Origin of the sequence: Alkalimonas delamerensis (assembly GCF_030717955.1) — a bacterium.
Lineage (GTDB): Bacteria > Pseudomonadota > Gammaproteobacteria > Enterobacterales > Alteromonadaceae > Alkalimonas > Alkalimonas delamerensis.
Map to the genome: position 1 here is coordinate 605,320 of NZ_JAUZVY010000002.1, position 14,782 is coordinate 620,101.

Below are 14,782 nucleotides of genomic sequence, written 5' to 3' on the forward strand. Positions count from 1 at the left end.
GACGCAATGTCGGCCACCTTGCTAGCCAGAGTAACGCCGCAGTGGAAGCACCCAGCGGCTCCCGCAGGGCGGGGCTAAAAGCACTTTATTCGGCGTTAGCTGTTGTCGATTTGGAACCACCAAACCTTCCAACAACTGCCTTGCCTAAAGCGCTTTTATCTCCCGCTGAAATCCGCATCTTGAGGTCACTTGGGTATATATCACATTTGCATCAAGCCCAATGCTTTGGGTTTAAAAGTCACAGGATGGCCATGAAACTCTACAGTGAAGAACGCGGCTCGGGTCCCTATCTGGTGTTGCTGCACGGACTTTTTGGCAGTCAGGACAACCTGGCAGGCATTGCCAGAGCAGCTCAGGACCACTTCAAGGTACTCAGTCTGGACTTGCCCAACCATGGCCGCTCCCCACACAGCGATGCCATGAACTACCCGCAGATGGCTCAGGCTGTCCTTGCTAGTCTGCCCGAGGATGCCGACAGCTTTTACTTGTTGGGCCACTCCATGGGCGGCAAAGTTGCGATGCAACTGGCGTTAAGTGCCCCCGAGCGCGTCAAAGCGCTGCTGGTAGCCGATATTGCACCGGTGGAATACAACGACCGACACAGCTCGATTATCGAGGCCATGCAGCAGCTCAACCTGAGCAATCTAAGCTCACGGCAACAAGCCGATCAGCACCTGGCTAAGACCATTGCCGAGCCCGGAGTTCGGCAGTTTTTACTGAAGAATCTGGTAAAGAATGCAGAGGGGTTTCATTGGCGCTGCGATCTTGCCACCATCGCCCGTTGCTACCCCCAGGTTTTGGCCGCGCCAGCAGGCCGGGCCTATCCGGGACCGGTACTTTTTATCAAAGGCGCCAACTCCGATTACATCCTGCCGGAGCATCAAGCCGCCACCCAAGCATTGTTTCCCAAAGCCCAGGCCAAAATTATTCATGGCGCAGGCCATTGGCTGCACGCAGAAAAGCCAGCGGCATTTAATAAGATTGTGCTGGATTTTTTGCAGGCTCAAACCGACTGCTAGCACTTTTTTTCAGCAGATCGCTTGTGATAAAACAAGAAATCCATGCCGATTTTGTGCTATAGTGCCGCCGTTTTTTTTCTGGCAGTGTGCATACGATGGGCTACGATATTGAGCAGTACGAATCTCTGGCACTCTGGATTGGCCTCGCCATCTTGTTTTTCTTTATTGGCATGGCCATTCAGGATGTATTGAAACGCGGTAAGGTGCCGTTGTTTGGCCGTATTTTTGTCTGGATAGTGCTCTTTACCGGCTGCGCAGGCTTTATCGCCAAAGGCATTATTCAGTTTATTTACGAAACACAAGGCTTGGGTTGATGGCGAAAAGCAGTACCGACCGCACCACCCCGGATTTATTTGCCCAGGAAAAGCGCCCCGGCCGACCCAGAACCAACCCACTGCCCCGCGAGGAGCAACTGAAGTTTAATAAGCGCAATCAGGTGAAACGGGATCGGGAGAAGGGCTTAAAGCGTATTGAGTTTAAAGTGCCGGCAGAGCTGTATCAGCAGCTCACTCAGGCTGCTGAGCAAGCGGAACTGACCCGGAGCGCTTACCTGGAGCAGGTTTTAACCACGATTTTAATTAAGTAAAAGGCATGCATTTATGGCAACTGTAGGTATTTTTTTCGGCAGTGATACCGGCAACACCGAGCACATCGCCAAAATGATTCAGAAAGAACTGGGCAAACATCTGGTCGAGGTACGGGATATTGCCAAAAGCAGCAAAGAAGACATCGCCAACTTCGACTTACTGCTGCTGGGGATCCCAACCTGGTACTATGGCGAAGCCCAGTGCGATTGGGATGATTTCTTCCCGGAGCTGGAAGCCATCGATTTCAACGACAAACTGGTCGCTATTTTTGGCTGTGGCGATCAGGAAGACTATGCCGAGTATTTTTTGGACGCCATGGGTACCCTGCGCGATATCATTGAGCCCAAAGGCGCCATTCTCGTCGGCCACTGGCCAACCGAAGGCTACGACTTCGTTGCTTCCAAGGCGCTGGCCGATGACAACCACTTCATTGGTTTGGGCATTGATGAAGACCGCCAGCCAGAACTGACCGAGCAGCGGGTAAAAGCCTGGTGCAAGCAGGTGTACGAAGAGATGTGCCTTAAAGAGCTGGAAGGCCTCTAATCATCCGACCAAGGGCATGCCAGCCATGCCCTTGGCTCTTCTCTCTAAAGGCTAACTGCGCGCACCCCGCTTTTTTCGCACATACACTGTGCGGTTCACTTCGCACACGATGTTGCCTTGCTTGTCTTTGATGTGAACCAAAAACTCCGGGAAATGCTTGTCGCCCTCTTCGGTTGCCGCTTTAATCGCAGCCAGCACCGAATCCGACAGCCAAAACTCTGCCGTTAAAGGCCCTCGCCCCGGCGCAATAAAATCAATATCCGCTTTCTTATCCCAGACGTAGTAGTCAGCCCCCAGTGCACCCATAATCATCAGTGGGTAAATAGGATCGGTCATCGAAAACATGGAGCCACCAAACTGACTTTGGTTGATGTTGCGTGTCCAGGGACGCCACTTCAGCTTGACCCGCACATAACAAAAGTCATCGCGGATGCACTCGACCTTGATACCGCTGAAAAAGAATGGCGGCCATAAATTCAACAGCCGCTTCATCAAGCCCGGCTTCATCGCCCACTGCATCTTCACCTCAACTGGTACGACCTTTTGCTGTTATTGTACCTGGGGAGCTTAACAGCGCAAGCAGAAACCAAGTTGGATTGCACACTGGCTGAGCGAACAAACGAATTAGCATTTGATAAACGCAACACAAGCTTTATAATCGAAATCAATCCTAAACTACTGAAGCATGCTATGTCTGATCACAACGCCGAACTTCGCAAAGCAGGCCTGAAAGTTACCCTGCCCCGGGTGAAAATCTTAGAGATCCTGCAAGATCCCAACAATCAGCATATCAGTGCCGAAGATGTTTATAAGCTGCTGCTGGAGTCAGGTGAAGACATTGGCCTGGCCACGGTGTACCGGGTGCTGAACCAGTTTGATGATGCGGGCATCTTAACCCGCCATCACTTTGAAGGCGGCAAGTCGGTGTTTGAGCTTACCGGCAACAGCCATCACGATCATTTGGTCTGTTTAAACTGTGGCCGGGTGATTGAGTTTGAAGACGACACCATTGAGCGTAAACAGCTGGAGATTGCCAGTAAGAATGGCCTTAAACTGACCAATCACAGTTTGTACCTCTATGGCGAGTGCGAACAAAAAAATAATTGCCCGCACAACAACGACAACTAAGCCCCCGAATAAAAGGCCTCATTGCTCCGGGGCCTTTTCAGTGTCTTGCTGCCAGCTGTACCAGCCTCGACTTACCCGATAACTGGCATAACTAAACCACTCGCCGCTTAATTTGGCAAAGAAGTCATAGTTGCTTAAATTCACCGTCAGCCAGCATTGCCAGCGACAAGGCAATGGGCGATAGCTGCTGGTGCTTGCGGCTGAAAACTCCGCACTCAGTTGATGCAAAGCAATCAGTCGCTGCACCCGCCAACCGTGATGATCACTGCTAATCAGCAAAAGTGGCTGCTGCTGATGAAAGCGTGCCGATAGCTGGTAAAACTCCTGATAGGTGTTGGCGCCGCCATCAAAGCAATCCATGGCGCCGGCAAAGCCCTGCTGCTGCAAATAATCAAGGTAAGGACCGCAGTGACGGGTAGTGATCACCACTGGCATCGGCTCAGCCGCAGTTAGCTGCAACAGGTGGTCCAAGCGGTTACGGGCGCAAGCCGGAAGCTGTTCAGGGCTACCGCCACAGCCCAACACCACCAGAGTGCTATCAGGCTTTGGCTGACCATTTTGCAGCAGCTGCAGTTGCCAATCGCGTGCCTGATTGGCGACAAAGCTGTTGCCAAGCAGATAAAACAACAGCCACAGCAACCAAAGCCCCTTCTTGCGGTAGCAGATGGCCGCCAGCAGCAAGGCATACAAAAACAGATTGTGTGGGTACAGCAGCAGCTGAATAAAGTCGGTCATAAGTCTGTCCTCTGGCCCGTCTTTAGGGTGGCCTGCAAAGACGTATCGAAGCTGTAAGCCGGGTTGGAGCCAGATGCCTGGGCCAGCAACCAGCCACACCAGGCACCCCAGGGCAACCAGAGTATGCCTGAGGTTAGCACATGGCCGACCAAAACTGCCAGCAGCAGCAAGAGACCGTTCAGCAACAGTAAAACCCGCCCTGTTGCAAGATGACGTTGATGCCAGCACAGCCGCAGCAACCAGCCAAACCAGCCAACTGCAAATACCAGCGCCGGCAGGCCAAAGAAAATAGCCAAATCAACCAGGTCGGATTCAACAAAGTACTTCTTTTGGTAGAGCGCAATGCCAGCCTGACCGACACCCAACAGCCAATGCCAAGGTGCATACTGCTCTGTCAGCAATTGCAGATTCTGCTGCAGATACAGCTCCCGTGACGACAGCAACAAACCGAGCAGCCCCCGCTCCTGCCATACCCAGAGTAACTTTTGGTGCAGACCAAGTGCGACCAAGAGCGGCTCCAGCCAGAAGGGACTGCTAAGCAGTAGCACCAGAGCAAACAATACCAGCACCAGTGCCGAGCGCCGTCGCATCGATGCCGTCAGATGCAACCAGGGAATAAGCACCGTCAAAAGCACAACCCCCAACAGCGCAGTTTTGGTAAGCAGTTGCGCCGCACAAAACAAAGCCAGCAGCACCACCAGCAGAAAGCCAAACCGATTGTCAGGCCAGCTCCGGTGCAACAGATAAGCGGTCAAAACCAACAATAAGGCCGACAACTCATTGGCCGATACAAAAAAACCGCTGCTGCCAAGCGCGGCCAGCTCAATGTCTTCCATCGGACTGTAGGCCGCGTAACCAAAACCGGCAAAGCCCAGCAGTAAATTTAGCACAAGCACAGTGGCAAACAGCAGCATCAATGCCTGCAGCACCCGTTCAGCCTGCTCTGGCGCACTCTGGCTAAAGCGGTAAAATGCAAGCAGCGCCACTAAGGGCGCCAGCAACTTGGCTATCAAGCTGACTTCGGCCATCAAAGACAAGCCAGGCTCAAGCATCCAGTGGGTTAGCAAGGGCCCTGTCATCATACAAAGTGCCAAAGCCAGCAGTACCAGCACCACCTTAAAATCGGTTACGCGTAACAGGGCTAACATGGCCAGCAGCAACGCAGCTTTTAATGCCTGAGCAACCGGCGGCACGCTCAGCCCTAAGCTTAGAGCGGCACCTTGCAGCATATCCAGCAGCAAGGTGCAGGCAGCCAGCATAAAGAGCCCGGACCAAAGCCGGGGAGATGCCTGCGGCAATAGCGTCATACTAGTCAAACAACCCTCGCCAGCCTTTTTGCAGCCACTTTAATCGCAAGCGACTAAGCCAGGCAAATTTCTGCTTCAGATAGTAGCGCAGTTTCAGGCCTTGCAGTCCAAAACGCCAGCTTCGCAGCAACTGCCAGAGTGACATTGGCAATAGCTGCATGCTGTGACGATAAAACGCCTGATTGTGTAGGTTGCGTGCCGTCATTAAAGCCCGGTGCTTGGCAACAAAATCGTCGTGCGCCTGCAGCCGTTTCGGTGAGCCACTGATCCGCCCTGCTTCATGCCCTGCATTGACCTGATAACTGATATGACCAATACGCCTTGCCGGGCCAAAACGCGCCACCAACCGCACCCACATATCGTAATCCTGGAAGGCGGCCAGCTGGGTATCAAAGCCTCCCAGCGCTCGCATTGAAGCCGTCGGCACCAGCGCCTGATTGGACAAGGTATGCAGGTCCAGCAGCTGCTCCAGTTCAATGATCGCGTCGCTGGCAAAACAAGCTTTGCTGGCGGTGCCATAATGCCAAAGATAGCCGGAACAGACCATGGCATCACCGGTTTGATAAGCCGCCATCAGGCTGGATAAACGATCCGGGTAAAACACGTCGTCATCATCCAGCCCGGTCACAAAGTCCCCATTGGCGGCAGCTATGGCGGTATTGCGGGCAGCGCAGGCTCCCTGACTTTGGGGATGGCGCAACAAACGCACTTTGGGCTCGGCAGCGTAACGTTGCTGCAAAAATTCCCAGCTGTCATCGGTCGAGCCATCGTCCACCACGATCAACTCAAAATTCGGGTAATCCTGTGCCAGTACCGAGTCCACCGCAGTTGCCGCCATCTGCTTGCGGTTGTGGGTCGGCATATACACGGTGATCAAGGGGTGCGATGTCATAGTTTTCCCCTTAGAACCAGCCACAGGTAGTTGAACAGTCGTCCCTGCCGGCCAAGACGACTGGGCTGTTTGCACAAGCGATAAGCCCACTCCAGGTGCAAGCGACACCACAAGTCAGGCGCGCGCTTGACCTGACCGGTAAAAACATCAAAACTGCCCCCTACCCCCATAAAAAAACAACCGGGCAACTCAGGTCGAAGCCGCTCAATCAGCCGCTCCTGCCGGGGCGAACCCATCGCCACCGGAATGACTTTGGCTCCACTTTGCCGGATGTCGGCCAATAATTGCTGTTCATCCTCAAAGTAACCATCGGTTGCCCCTACCACCGGCACTTGTTGTTGCTGCAATTTATCGCGTGTTTGTGCCAGCACATTCGCCTTTGCTCCAACCAGATAAACCGGCACATCAAAGCGGGCACAACGCAGCATCAGTTGCTGCCATAGCTCACAGCCTGGGATCCGTTGCAGTGGCTGTTGCAAACGACGGCGCATCAACATCACCACCCCGATGCCATCGGCATAGCGAATGCTGGCGTTGCCCAGCATCCGGGCAACCTCTGGCTCAGCGCGTGCGGCCATCACCTTTTCGGGGTTGATGGCTATGGCGGAGCCCGCCAGTACCTGGCCTTCGTGATCGATAATGTGTTCCAACAGCTGCTGCTGATGCTGCCAGGCTCCGACCTCAACCGGGCCGATGCAAACAGAAGCAATGGGTGAGTTCATAGCCTTCCTTACTCAGTAGATCGCTGTTGATACAGCTGTTGATAAATTGCCATCAGTTGACTGACCACAACCGGCAATAGCTGGCTTTGTGCATAGGCTCGGCCGGCTTGTTGCATGCATTGATACTCATCAGCTGGCAACTGCCAGCAGTGCTCCAGTGCTGCCAGCAGCTCGGATGTCAGTGCATCTTCCGATTGCTGCTGGCTGAGAACCCAGCCAAACTGAGGCTGCAGCTGAGCACGGGCACCATCGGTATCGGTCGCGATCACCGGTGTGTAACAAGCAAGCGCCTCCGTCATCACCAGACCAAAGGACTCCTGACGGGACAAGCTCACCAATACTTTGCTTCGTTGATACCATTGCTGCAGTTGTGCCGGCGTTTGACTGGGCAACCAGCGCAGAGCCGGATACCGTTGCTGCCAGTCGGCAAGCTTGGCCGCTTCCGGCCCCTGACCAATAATGCAAATGGACTTATCCGCCAACTGAGGCAGCACGCGCTCCAGCCGGTCGAGCCCTTTGTTGTGGTTTAAGGTTCCAACAAAGAGCAAATCGATGTCTTTGCCCGCAAGGCTCAGCGGCTGACTGTGTTGGTACTGGCTGGCAATACCGGCCGAGAGTACCGCTGCCTTTTGAGGTTGGCAAAAGAACGCCTGCTGCAACGCAGGACTGGTAAAGATCCACTGAGACACCGAGCGTGCGCACCACCGGTAGAGGTGGCCTGCAGGTTGATACTGATAAATATCGCTGCCATGGCAGGTCACTACAATTCGGACAGAGCGGTGACGCAGCCATTTATACAGCAACGCCAACCAAATGCTTGGGTAATAAAAGTGCACATGAAGAATATCAAAACGCTGACGGCAAAAAATATAGCGCCAGATAAAATCAAGCGACCACACTGGGTACTTTAACAGCCGGTTTATCCGACTATCGCTGTGCCAACGCATCCAGTGGTAGGCGGTAGGGATCGGCAAAGCCTGTCGCTGTTGCTCGACAAACTGTCCCTGCACCGGCGCAGATGGCTTCGGCCCCATATTGCTAATCCATAAGATTTGCATCAAGCTGATGGTGACTCCAAAAAATAATCAGGTTGTTCAGCGTAGCGCAAGCTCAATGACTGTAAGCTGAATTGGCCTGGTCGCTGATGCTTTGTCGTCTACCAACTGAAGAGCAGATAGAACCGAGTTAGCTTAACAAAAAAGGATGGGTATGTATTCGCTGTTCTGGCCTTTGATCACCGCTTTTGTCATCACAGTCCTCTGTGTGCAGTTGCTGCTGCCACTGGCTCCGCGGCTGGGACTGCTGGATATTCCCAAAGGGCGTAAACAACATCGTGGTCAGGTTCCCTTGATTGGTGGCTTGTCGGTTTTCAGCGGTGTCAGCATAGGCTTATTGGTAGCCGATCCCAGCTCCACCATGCATTGGGCCTTCATCGGCTGTGCCTTCATTATTGTGCTGCTTGGCGCGCTGGATGATGCCTTGGATCTATCCGTTGGCATTCGCTTGCTGGTTCAGACTCTGGTGGCCATCGCCATGATGTGGCTGCTGGACTTGCACCTGGCCCAATTAGGCAACTTATTTGGGCTGGGAAACATTGAGCTTGGTTGGTTTGGCCCACCGCTGACGGTTCTGGCCGTGATAGCCGCCATCAACGCCTTTAATATGACCGATGGCATCGATGGATTGGCCGGCAGCCTGAGTGTGCTCACCATGCTGGCACTTAGCTTCTTTATGTTGATGTGGGGACAGCCAGATGATGCCTTGTTACCTTTGTTGATGATCGCAGCGCTGCTGCCCTACCTGGCAGCCAATTTACGATGCTTCGGCTTGCCAAAGGTCTTCCTTGGCGATGCCGGCAGCATGCTGATTGGTCTGATGGTGATTTGGTTATTGCTGCAAGGCAGCCAAAGCGCTGAGAGCAGCTTTCGCCCTGTGACAGCTTTGTGGATCATTGCCATCCCATTGCTGGACATGGCGGTGATCATGATCCGCCGCTTACGCAAAGGCCAGTCGCCTTTTAAAGCCGACCGCGAGCATCTGCATCATATTTCTCTGCGGCTGGGCCTGGCGCCGCGGCAAGCGCTGCTATTTATTCTGGGTCTGGCAGGGACTGCCGCCAGCCTCGGCGCCCTGGCCGAGTACCTGCTGCTGCCTGAAAGCCTGATGCTGGTGCTCTTTTTGCTGTTGGCGGCAGCTTACTTTATGGTATTGTCCAATGTTTGGCGCATCCTGTCGGCTGTTCGCAAGCGCCGATTGGGTTAGAGCCTAATGACCAAGCTCTAAGCAGCAAAAGCATCCTTACGACGGTTGTATTCGGCAATCATTGCTTCCATACTGGGCCCATCGTATGGCGATAAATTACTCAGGATCATTCGCTTACGTCCCTGGCCTATGGTTTTCCCCTGACACGCCAGACTAAAGTCCAGCAAGGCACTACCTCGGCGACCGGCAACCTCAAGACAGGCATCAGCCAGGTCCAGTTGCGGCAAACACTCAGGCAACTCTGTCAATTCCAGCGTCATGCTCTCGTAAATTACCATCGGGCGCTGCGGGTGAATCATCACCTGCTGAGCCTGCATCAGTGGGTGCAGGATGTGTGGAAAGTTTTTCCCTGAAAATTGCACATAATCGGTGGCGATGGCCTCAATCAGTGCCATGTCCTTGCTGACCGCACCTTCTTGCGTTAAAGACAAATACACCTTGCCTTCGCGGTCACAAATCCGGATTTCGTTGTCGTGCTGCTCGAAGTGCAACCAGACATCGGCCGCTACCATACCTGAAAAGGTACAACAAAGCCGTTCACTGATGCCATACTGGCTGAGTAACCATGAGAACATTAAATCACCAGGCACGCAAAAGCGCTTGGCATCTTCATCGTGCAATGGATTAAAGTCACCGGCAACTTTCTTGGCAAAGGTGCTGCCCTGGTGGCGACTAAAGCAAAACTCGCGGTCCTGTTGTTGGATATAAGGTGCTAAAAACATGCTGCTTCCGATGATTTACTGCAAAGGGTTCATTTTACCCTAATTTTAGCTGTTGTTGGTCCAGCCAGTGTTATTTTTTAAGGCTGGCAAGATTTATGCTTTAAGCAATGAAGGGCTCGTGCAGACAGCACTGTGCGGTTGACACAAAGAGAGACAAGCATGACGTTGAAAACCAGTCGCCAACACCTGGCGGCCATGAAAAAACTAACGCTGGCAGAGCTTGAAGATAAATTGTTAGAGCATCAACAATTGCTGAATGCGCTACTGAAAGAAAGCGGCATTTTATTGCCCGCTTTGCTGCAAGCCGATGCCGGTCAGTCACTAAGTAGCCCAATCTTTACCGAAGCCCTGAAAGCCTATGCCGAAAAAGAGTATGCCCTGGCAGCAAAAAGTTTTCGGCGTGCTGCCATGCTCGGACATGCCAAAGCGCAATATTATTTGGGGCTGTTATTTGTGAAGGGGCAAGGCGTGCCAACCTCGTTACGGCATGGCTATTGTTGGTTGCTGTTGGCTGCGAAAGAACGCGAGCCGGCTGCCATGCAGTTACTGAAGTCATTGCAGCAGAGCATGTCGGCGGATCTGATCAAAAAAGCAACCGAACTGGCGGCCGATCGTTTCGAAGCCATCGAAGACTGGAAACAACAACACCTTTGAAAAAATGCTTGATTTATCACCGCAACCCAACTACTGTATATGCATACACTGTATAAAATAACAGTTAGGAGCTTGCATGACGACTGCCACACACAACACCACCAGCCTTGCCACCACCACCCAGGCCGGCCTGCATTATTTTTCGCCTTTGGCAGCCAACGCTCAGCAACATCAACTCAACCGTTTGTTGCAGCAACACCAGACATCCAGTGGCTGGACTTTGATTCTGGCGCCTGAGACCAGTTCGTTAAAAGCCTTGGCTGAACTGCAGTATCAACAGCAAAGCCGGGTCCTGGTGATCCACCGCAAACAAATTCAGGATCTGGCCCAGACGTTAAAAAAAGCCATTCTGGCCGGTACCTGCAGTTGCATTATTAACTTTGCGGAATTAAGGGATTTGCAACAATCGACGGAGTTGGCAGAGCTGGCACAGTGCTGTGGCTGTCAGGTATACTGCTTTGCCAATCCGGCCAGTCATTGCCACTAAAGCGGGCAATTCACTGTCCCTCATGAATCCAGGAGCTTTGCAATGCCCGATACCAATGAACTGCTGTGTTATTGTGGCTCCGGCAAGGCTTTTTCTGACTGCTGCCAACCTTTCATCAAAGGCCAGCAACACCCGAAGAGCTGTGAACAGCTGATGCGTTCGCGCTACAGCGCTTTCTGCTGTGCAGCCCTTGCTTACCTGCAGCAAAGCTGTACCAAGGATCTCGCCATCGAACAAAGCCCCGAGCATTTGCACAGCTTTGTTTCTCAGGTGCACTTTACCGGTTTATCACTCCTGCCCTTGCCTGAGCCTGTCGTAGACGCTAGCGAAGCCCCAGAGCAACAACAGGGCTTTGTCTATTTTCAGGTCTGGTATTTACACCAACAGAAACTGCATAGCTTTCGTGAACTGTCTCGCTTTGTCTGGCAACAAGGCTGGCGCTACGCTGGTGGCGAGGTTGTTGATCTGCCCAGCATCAAACCTGGCCGCAACGATCCCTGCCCGTGCGGCAGCGGTCGCAAATTCAAAGCTTGCACAGAGCATTGCCCATCCGGTCAGGCTGCCTGAGTCCGAAGCTGTTGCAATACCTCATAGAGCACAGTCGCGTCAGCCTCAACCGGCTCGCCTGATTGTTGCTGCCAGCGGCGTCTGCTGTGCAAGTCCAGGTTATCGGCAACCCGTGGCGCCAACTTTTTCGCATCATCGCAAAGGACCCATGGTGCTGGCGCCAGCTGCTGTTGCAAACGGCTCTGCGCCCAGCCACTCTGAAGAGCTTGACCGCACCATGCCAGACATTGCTCATCACCTTCTTGCCACTGATAAGGTCTGGCAGCTTTTATCCCAAACCGCTGATGCCATGATGGCTGAGGTATTTCAGGTGATGTCACTTCAAGAACAAAAGCGGCCTGCTCTTCGACCGCCTGAGATAAGAAAGCCCGCCACAGGCGAAAATCTGCCGGTCGCTGCTGTTGCAGCGACTCGTTCATTTTTGAACCTAATTGCCACTCGTGAACTAACATCGAGTTCCTACTATTTTCTGCCTTTGTTTGCTTTATCGGCAAACAGCGGAATTAATGAAGGCTTTGTCTTTACATCAATTATTTTTTTGGTATGATGCAGGCCTTGTGTGGAGGGGTTCCCGAGTGGTCAAAGGGATCAGACTGTAAATCTGCCGGCTCAGCCTTCGAAGGTTCGAATCCTTCCCCCTCCACCACTTCATTCTTGCCTGTTCATTCTGTTTTCTCCTTGCTATTTTCCACTATTTTACTGACACTTAGCTTAAAACGGTTTTAAGAAACCTAGCATGGAATCAAAAGCTCTTGAAAATTTACGAGTGCTAATCGTTGATGACCAGCGCTCCTTTCAATTGATGTTCAAAGGCATCCTGTACTCCATGGGAGCGACCAATGTGGCTTTCGCACCAACCGGAGAGCAAGCGCTGGCCAAGTGCTTCAATGCCGATTACGATGTGCTTTTTGTCGACTACCATTTGGGTACCGGCAAAACCGGCAAGCAATTGCTGGAAGATTTACGGGAAAAAAAACTGCTCAAACCCAGCAGCATCTTTATGATTGTCACCAGTGAAAACACCGTTCCTATGGTGATGAGCGCCGTCGAGCTGGAGCCTGACGACTATTTAATCAAACCTTTTTCGCAACGCGTGCTGCGCAATCGCATCGCAAAAATCCAGCAAAAAAAACAGCAGCTCAAAGCCCTGTACCAGGCAATGCATGACGATCAGCATGACCAAGTGATTGAGCGCTGCCAAAAAGAAATCAGTGAAACCGGACGCTACCAACAGTTTTGCAAGCGTGTCCTGGCTGAAACACTGCTGAATCAGCAACAATTTGATGCAGCAGAACAAGTTCTGAGTCAAAACCTGCAACAGCACCGCAGTGGCTGGGCCTTGGTGTTGCAAGCACGCATTTGCTTTTCCAAACAGGATTATCAGGGCTGTCTGGCACTTTGCGATGAAGCGCTGGAAAACAACCGCTATTTTGCTGAAGCCTTGGATTTGAAAGCGCGCTGCTACATGGCGCAAAGTTCACCAGAAGCAGCATTAAAAGCCATCCAACAAGCCGTTGAAGTAGCCCCCCATTCGATTCAGCGCCAATATCTGGTGTTGGACATTGCCCGGGCACTCAAGGATACCCCACAGCAAGTGATCGCCAGTAAGCAGCTGTACGAGATTACCCGCCGCTCACTGAAGCAGGATGTTATGCATCTGCAAAACTACATTCGGACCGTGATTGAAGCAGCAATGGACTCCGAGGATCCACAACAAAAAAACCGTTACCAGCAAGAAACATTAATCGCCCTGCAACGAGCCAGACTGGATGAAAGTATGATCCGAGACATTGATTTCGATTTGTTTGAAGTCTTGTGTCAAGCCAGGCTTGAGTCGTTAAGCGGCCAGCAATTTCAAGCCAAACGCACCTATGCTTCGGTAGCGGATTTGCTGACAGAGCAAGAACACAGTCTGGCCGATGCGGTGATGTTGCTGAACCAAATTGGCGAGTACGAAGAAGCTGAGAGCTTGCAGCAAAAACTACCGGAAAGTGCCAAGAGCAATCCTTTGCTTGGAGCCATGCTGCAGCGCCAAACCGAAAATACCACCGAGCGTCGCCGCCATTTTGCCGAATACAACAAAGAAGGGATCAAACTGTACAAGAGTGGCCAGTACCAACAAGCTGCACAGCAGTTTGAACAAGCGCTGGAACTGGCACCGATGAACACCGGTGCCGCCTTAAACTACATTCAGTCGTTGTTGCAGCTGCTGTCACAGCCACAAAGCAAGGTCGGTGATGCTTTTGAGCGGTGCCGAAAAACCTTCCGGGTGGTGGACCATATGCCGCTACCAGAGCATCACCGGATACGCTATCAAGAGCTGCAAAGCCGCTTTGAAAAGCTTCGTACGGAGCGACGACGCTAACAAAACTAGCTGGAAATGGTCTTCACCGAATCGAGTGTACGCACAAGCTCTTGGAACAAAGCACTGGCCCCAATCCGCATCCGTTTTGGGGTGGCGGCCTGGCCGATAATTTGTTGGTACTTTTGCATCAAACCAAGGCCTTGCTCCAGGGTTCGAATACCGCCGGATGCTTTAAACCCAACGGGGCGCCCAGCGCCCGCAATCACGGTCAGCATGATTTCAGCCGCTTCATCGGTCAAACCCACCGCCACTTTGCCAGTGGATGATTTAACGAAATCGGCACCGCTGTCAATGACCAGCTCGGTCGCCTTGGCGACCTGTTGGCTGGTAACCAGCTCACCACTTTCAACAATAACTTTCAGCACGGCAGAGCCAGTGGCATGTCGCACATCCTGCAAAAAGCTTTTGACACCGGCAATCCGGCCTGCCATCAACTCCTGATAGGGCAAGACACAATCGATTTCATTCGCACCAGCAGCAAGCGCTTGCTCTATTTGCTGGCCCACCTGCTCAGCGCTCTGCTGACCGCCAGGGAAATTGACTACCGTCGCCACTGCAATCGCTGTTGGCAAAGGTGCAGCCAGTTGGCGCACCAAGGGCAAGTAATCGGTATACAAGCAAATTGCAGCTGGCATATAACCGGACTGCCCCAGCTGTTCAAGCCAGCGTTGCACTTGCTCTGGACTGTCTTCATCCTGCAACCTGGTCACATCCAAAAGTGACATCAGTTGCAGAAGCTGTTCGTTTTTTATCATGGTGAACCTTCGATTATCCTTGTTATTCAGATACTTT

General features: G+C 52.5%; 19 protein-coding genes and 1 tRNA gene. 11 read left to right on the forward strand and 9 right to left on the reverse strand.

What is annotated here, in order from left to right; all coding sequences use genetic code 11:
- The first annotated feature begins 251 nt into the window (after window positions 1-251).
- The 4 genes from Q3O59_RS07190 (at window position 252) to fldA (ending at window position 2,149) form a co-directional block, all read left to right on the forward strand.
- Window positions 252-1,019, forward strand: a complete 768-nt coding sequence (locus tag Q3O59_RS07190; RefSeq protein ID WP_305944923.1) for an alpha/beta fold hydrolase — start codon at window positions 252-254, stop codon at window positions 1,017-1,019.
- Window positions 1,020-1,114: 95 nt separating this feature from the next.
- Entirely contained in the window at window positions 1,115-1,333 is a 219-nt protein-coding gene (locus Q3O59_RS07195) for a DUF2788 domain-containing protein (RefSeq protein WP_305944924.1), read from the forward strand.
- Window positions 1,333-1,605 carry a LexA regulated protein gene (gene ybfE, locus Q3O59_RS07200; RefSeq protein WP_305944925.1) on the forward strand — a complete coding sequence of 91 codons (273 nt, stop codon included), beginning with the start codon at window positions 1,333-1,335 and terminating at the stop codon, window positions 1,603-1,605. Before Q3O59_RS07195 ends, ybfE begins: the two co-directional genes overlap by 1 nt.
- Before the next feature lie 13 nt (window positions 1,606-1,618).
- Window positions 1,619-2,149 (forward strand): flavodoxin FldA, encoded by a 531-nt coding sequence (gene fldA / locus Q3O59_RS07205; protein WP_228591167.1) that lies wholly within the window; start codon window positions 1,619-1,621, stop codon window positions 2,147-2,149.
- Between the two features lie 51 nt (window positions 2,150-2,200).
- On the opposite strand, the gene Q3O59_RS07210 is transcribed toward fldA, so the two are convergent.
- The gene (locus Q3O59_RS07210; protein ID WP_305944926.1) at window positions 2,201-2,668 is read right to left on the reverse strand and encodes a DUF4442 domain-containing protein; all 468 of its coding nucleotides are present in this window, start codon (window positions 2,666-2,668) and stop codon (window positions 2,201-2,203) included.
- Between the two features lie 171 nt (window positions 2,669-2,839).
- On the opposite strand from Q3O59_RS07210, the gene fur reads away from it, so the two are divergent.
- Window positions 2,840-3,277 (forward strand): ferric iron uptake transcriptional regulator, encoded by a 438-nt coding sequence (gene fur, locus Q3O59_RS07215; RefSeq protein WP_305944927.1) that lies wholly within the window; start codon window positions 2,840-2,842, stop codon window positions 3,275-3,277.
- Window positions 3,278-3,295: 18 nt separating this feature from the next.
- Here fur and Q3O59_RS07220 read toward each other — a convergent pair whose 3' ends face one another.
- Genes Q3O59_RS07220 through Q3O59_RS07240 form a run of 5 tightly spaced genes read right to left on the reverse strand, consistent with a single transcriptional unit; the run spans window position 3,296 to window position 7,991 of the window.
- A complete protein-coding gene (locus Q3O59_RS07220) occupies window positions 3,296-4,012 on the reverse strand; it encodes a YdcF family protein (protein WP_305944928.1) in 717 nt (238 codons plus the stop codon).
- Window positions 4,009-5,319, reverse strand: a complete 1,311-nt coding sequence (locus Q3O59_RS07225) for an O-antigen ligase family protein (RefSeq protein ID WP_305944929.1) — start codon at window positions 5,317-5,319, stop codon at window positions 4,009-4,011. Before Q3O59_RS07225 ends, Q3O59_RS07220 begins: the two co-directional genes overlap by 4 nt.
- A gap of 1 nt (window position 5,320) precedes the next feature.
- Window positions 5,321-6,211, reverse strand: a complete 891-nt coding sequence (locus Q3O59_RS07230) for a glycosyltransferase (protein ID WP_305944930.1) — start codon at window positions 6,209-6,211, stop codon at window positions 5,321-5,323.
- Window positions 6,208-6,933: a WecB/TagA/CpsF family glycosyltransferase gene (locus tag Q3O59_RS07235; RefSeq protein WP_305944931.1), complete on the reverse strand. Its 726-nt coding sequence runs from the start codon at window positions 6,931-6,933 to the stop codon at window positions 6,208-6,210. Before Q3O59_RS07235 ends, Q3O59_RS07230 begins: the two co-directional genes overlap by 4 nt.
- 8 nt (window positions 6,934-6,941) lie before the next feature.
- A complete protein-coding gene (locus tag Q3O59_RS07240; protein WP_305944932.1) occupies window positions 6,942-7,991 on the reverse strand; it encodes a glycosyltransferase family 4 protein in 1,050 nt (349 codons plus the stop codon).
- Between the two features lie 151 nt (window positions 7,992-8,142).
- On the opposite strand from Q3O59_RS07240, the gene wecA reads away from it, so the two are divergent.
- The gene (wecA, locus tag Q3O59_RS07245; RefSeq protein ID WP_369812363.1) at window positions 8,143-9,195 is read left to right on the forward strand and encodes a UDP-N-acetylglucosamine--undecaprenyl-phosphate N-acetylglucosaminephosphotransferase; all 1,053 of its coding nucleotides are present in this window, start codon (window positions 8,143-8,145) and stop codon (window positions 9,193-9,195) included.
- Window positions 9,196-9,212: 17 nt separating this feature from the next.
- On the opposite strand, the gene Q3O59_RS07250 is transcribed toward wecA, so the two are convergent.
- A complete protein-coding gene (locus Q3O59_RS07250; RefSeq protein ID WP_228589347.1) occupies window positions 9,213-9,917 on the reverse strand; it encodes a DUF3581 family protein in 705 nt (234 codons plus the stop codon).
- Between the two features lie 159 nt (window positions 9,918-10,076).
- Between Q3O59_RS07250 and Q3O59_RS07255 the strand changes: the two genes are divergently transcribed.
- The 3 genes from Q3O59_RS07255 to Q3O59_RS07265 all read left to right on the forward strand — a co-directional run bounded on the left by Q3O59_RS07255 (window position 10,077) and on the right by Q3O59_RS07265 (window position 11,625).
- Window positions 10,077-10,571 (forward strand): SEL1-like repeat protein, encoded by a 495-nt coding sequence (locus tag Q3O59_RS07255; RefSeq protein ID WP_305944934.1) that lies wholly within the window; start codon window positions 10,077-10,079, stop codon window positions 10,569-10,571.
- Window positions 10,572-10,647: 76 nt separating this feature from the next.
- Window positions 10,648-11,058 carry a hypothetical protein gene (locus Q3O59_RS07260; protein WP_305944935.1) on the forward strand — a complete coding sequence of 137 codons (411 nt, stop codon included), beginning with the start codon at window positions 10,648-10,650 and terminating at the stop codon, window positions 11,056-11,058.
- Between the two features lie 42 nt (window positions 11,059-11,100).
- Window positions 11,101-11,625, forward strand: a complete 525-nt coding sequence (locus Q3O59_RS07265; protein WP_305944936.1) for a YchJ family protein — start codon at window positions 11,101-11,103, stop codon at window positions 11,623-11,625.
- Here the strand turns inward: Q3O59_RS07265 and Q3O59_RS07270 are convergent.
- On the reverse strand, window positions 11,613-12,044 hold the full coding sequence (locus tag Q3O59_RS07270) for a VC2046/SO_2500 family protein (RefSeq protein WP_305944937.1): 432 nt from the start codon (window positions 12,042-12,044) through the stop codon (window positions 11,613-11,615). The genes Q3O59_RS07265 and Q3O59_RS07270 overlap by 13 nt on opposite strands.
- Before the next feature lie 142 nt (window positions 12,045-12,186).
- Between Q3O59_RS07270 and Q3O59_RS07275 the strand changes: the two genes are divergently transcribed.
- Together Q3O59_RS07275 and Q3O59_RS07280 are read left to right on the forward strand one after the other, a co-directional pair.
- Window positions 12,187-12,271: transfer RNA gene (locus Q3O59_RS07275), tRNA-Tyr, on the forward strand.
- Window positions 12,272-12,361: 90 nt separating this feature from the next.
- Window positions 12,362-13,990 carry a tetratricopeptide repeat-containing response regulator gene (locus Q3O59_RS07280; protein ID WP_305944938.1) on the forward strand — a complete coding sequence of 543 codons (1,629 nt, stop codon included), beginning with the start codon at window positions 12,362-12,364 and terminating at the stop codon, window positions 13,988-13,990.
- Window positions 13,991-13,995: 5 nt separating this feature from the next.
- Here Q3O59_RS07280 and deoC read toward each other — a convergent pair whose 3' ends face one another.
- Complete coding sequence (deoC, locus tag Q3O59_RS07285; protein ID WP_305944939.1) at window positions 13,996-14,745, reverse strand: deoxyribose-phosphate aldolase; 750 nt, start codon at window positions 14,743-14,745, stop codon at window positions 13,996-13,998.
- Window positions 14,746-14,782 lie beyond the last annotated feature (37 nt).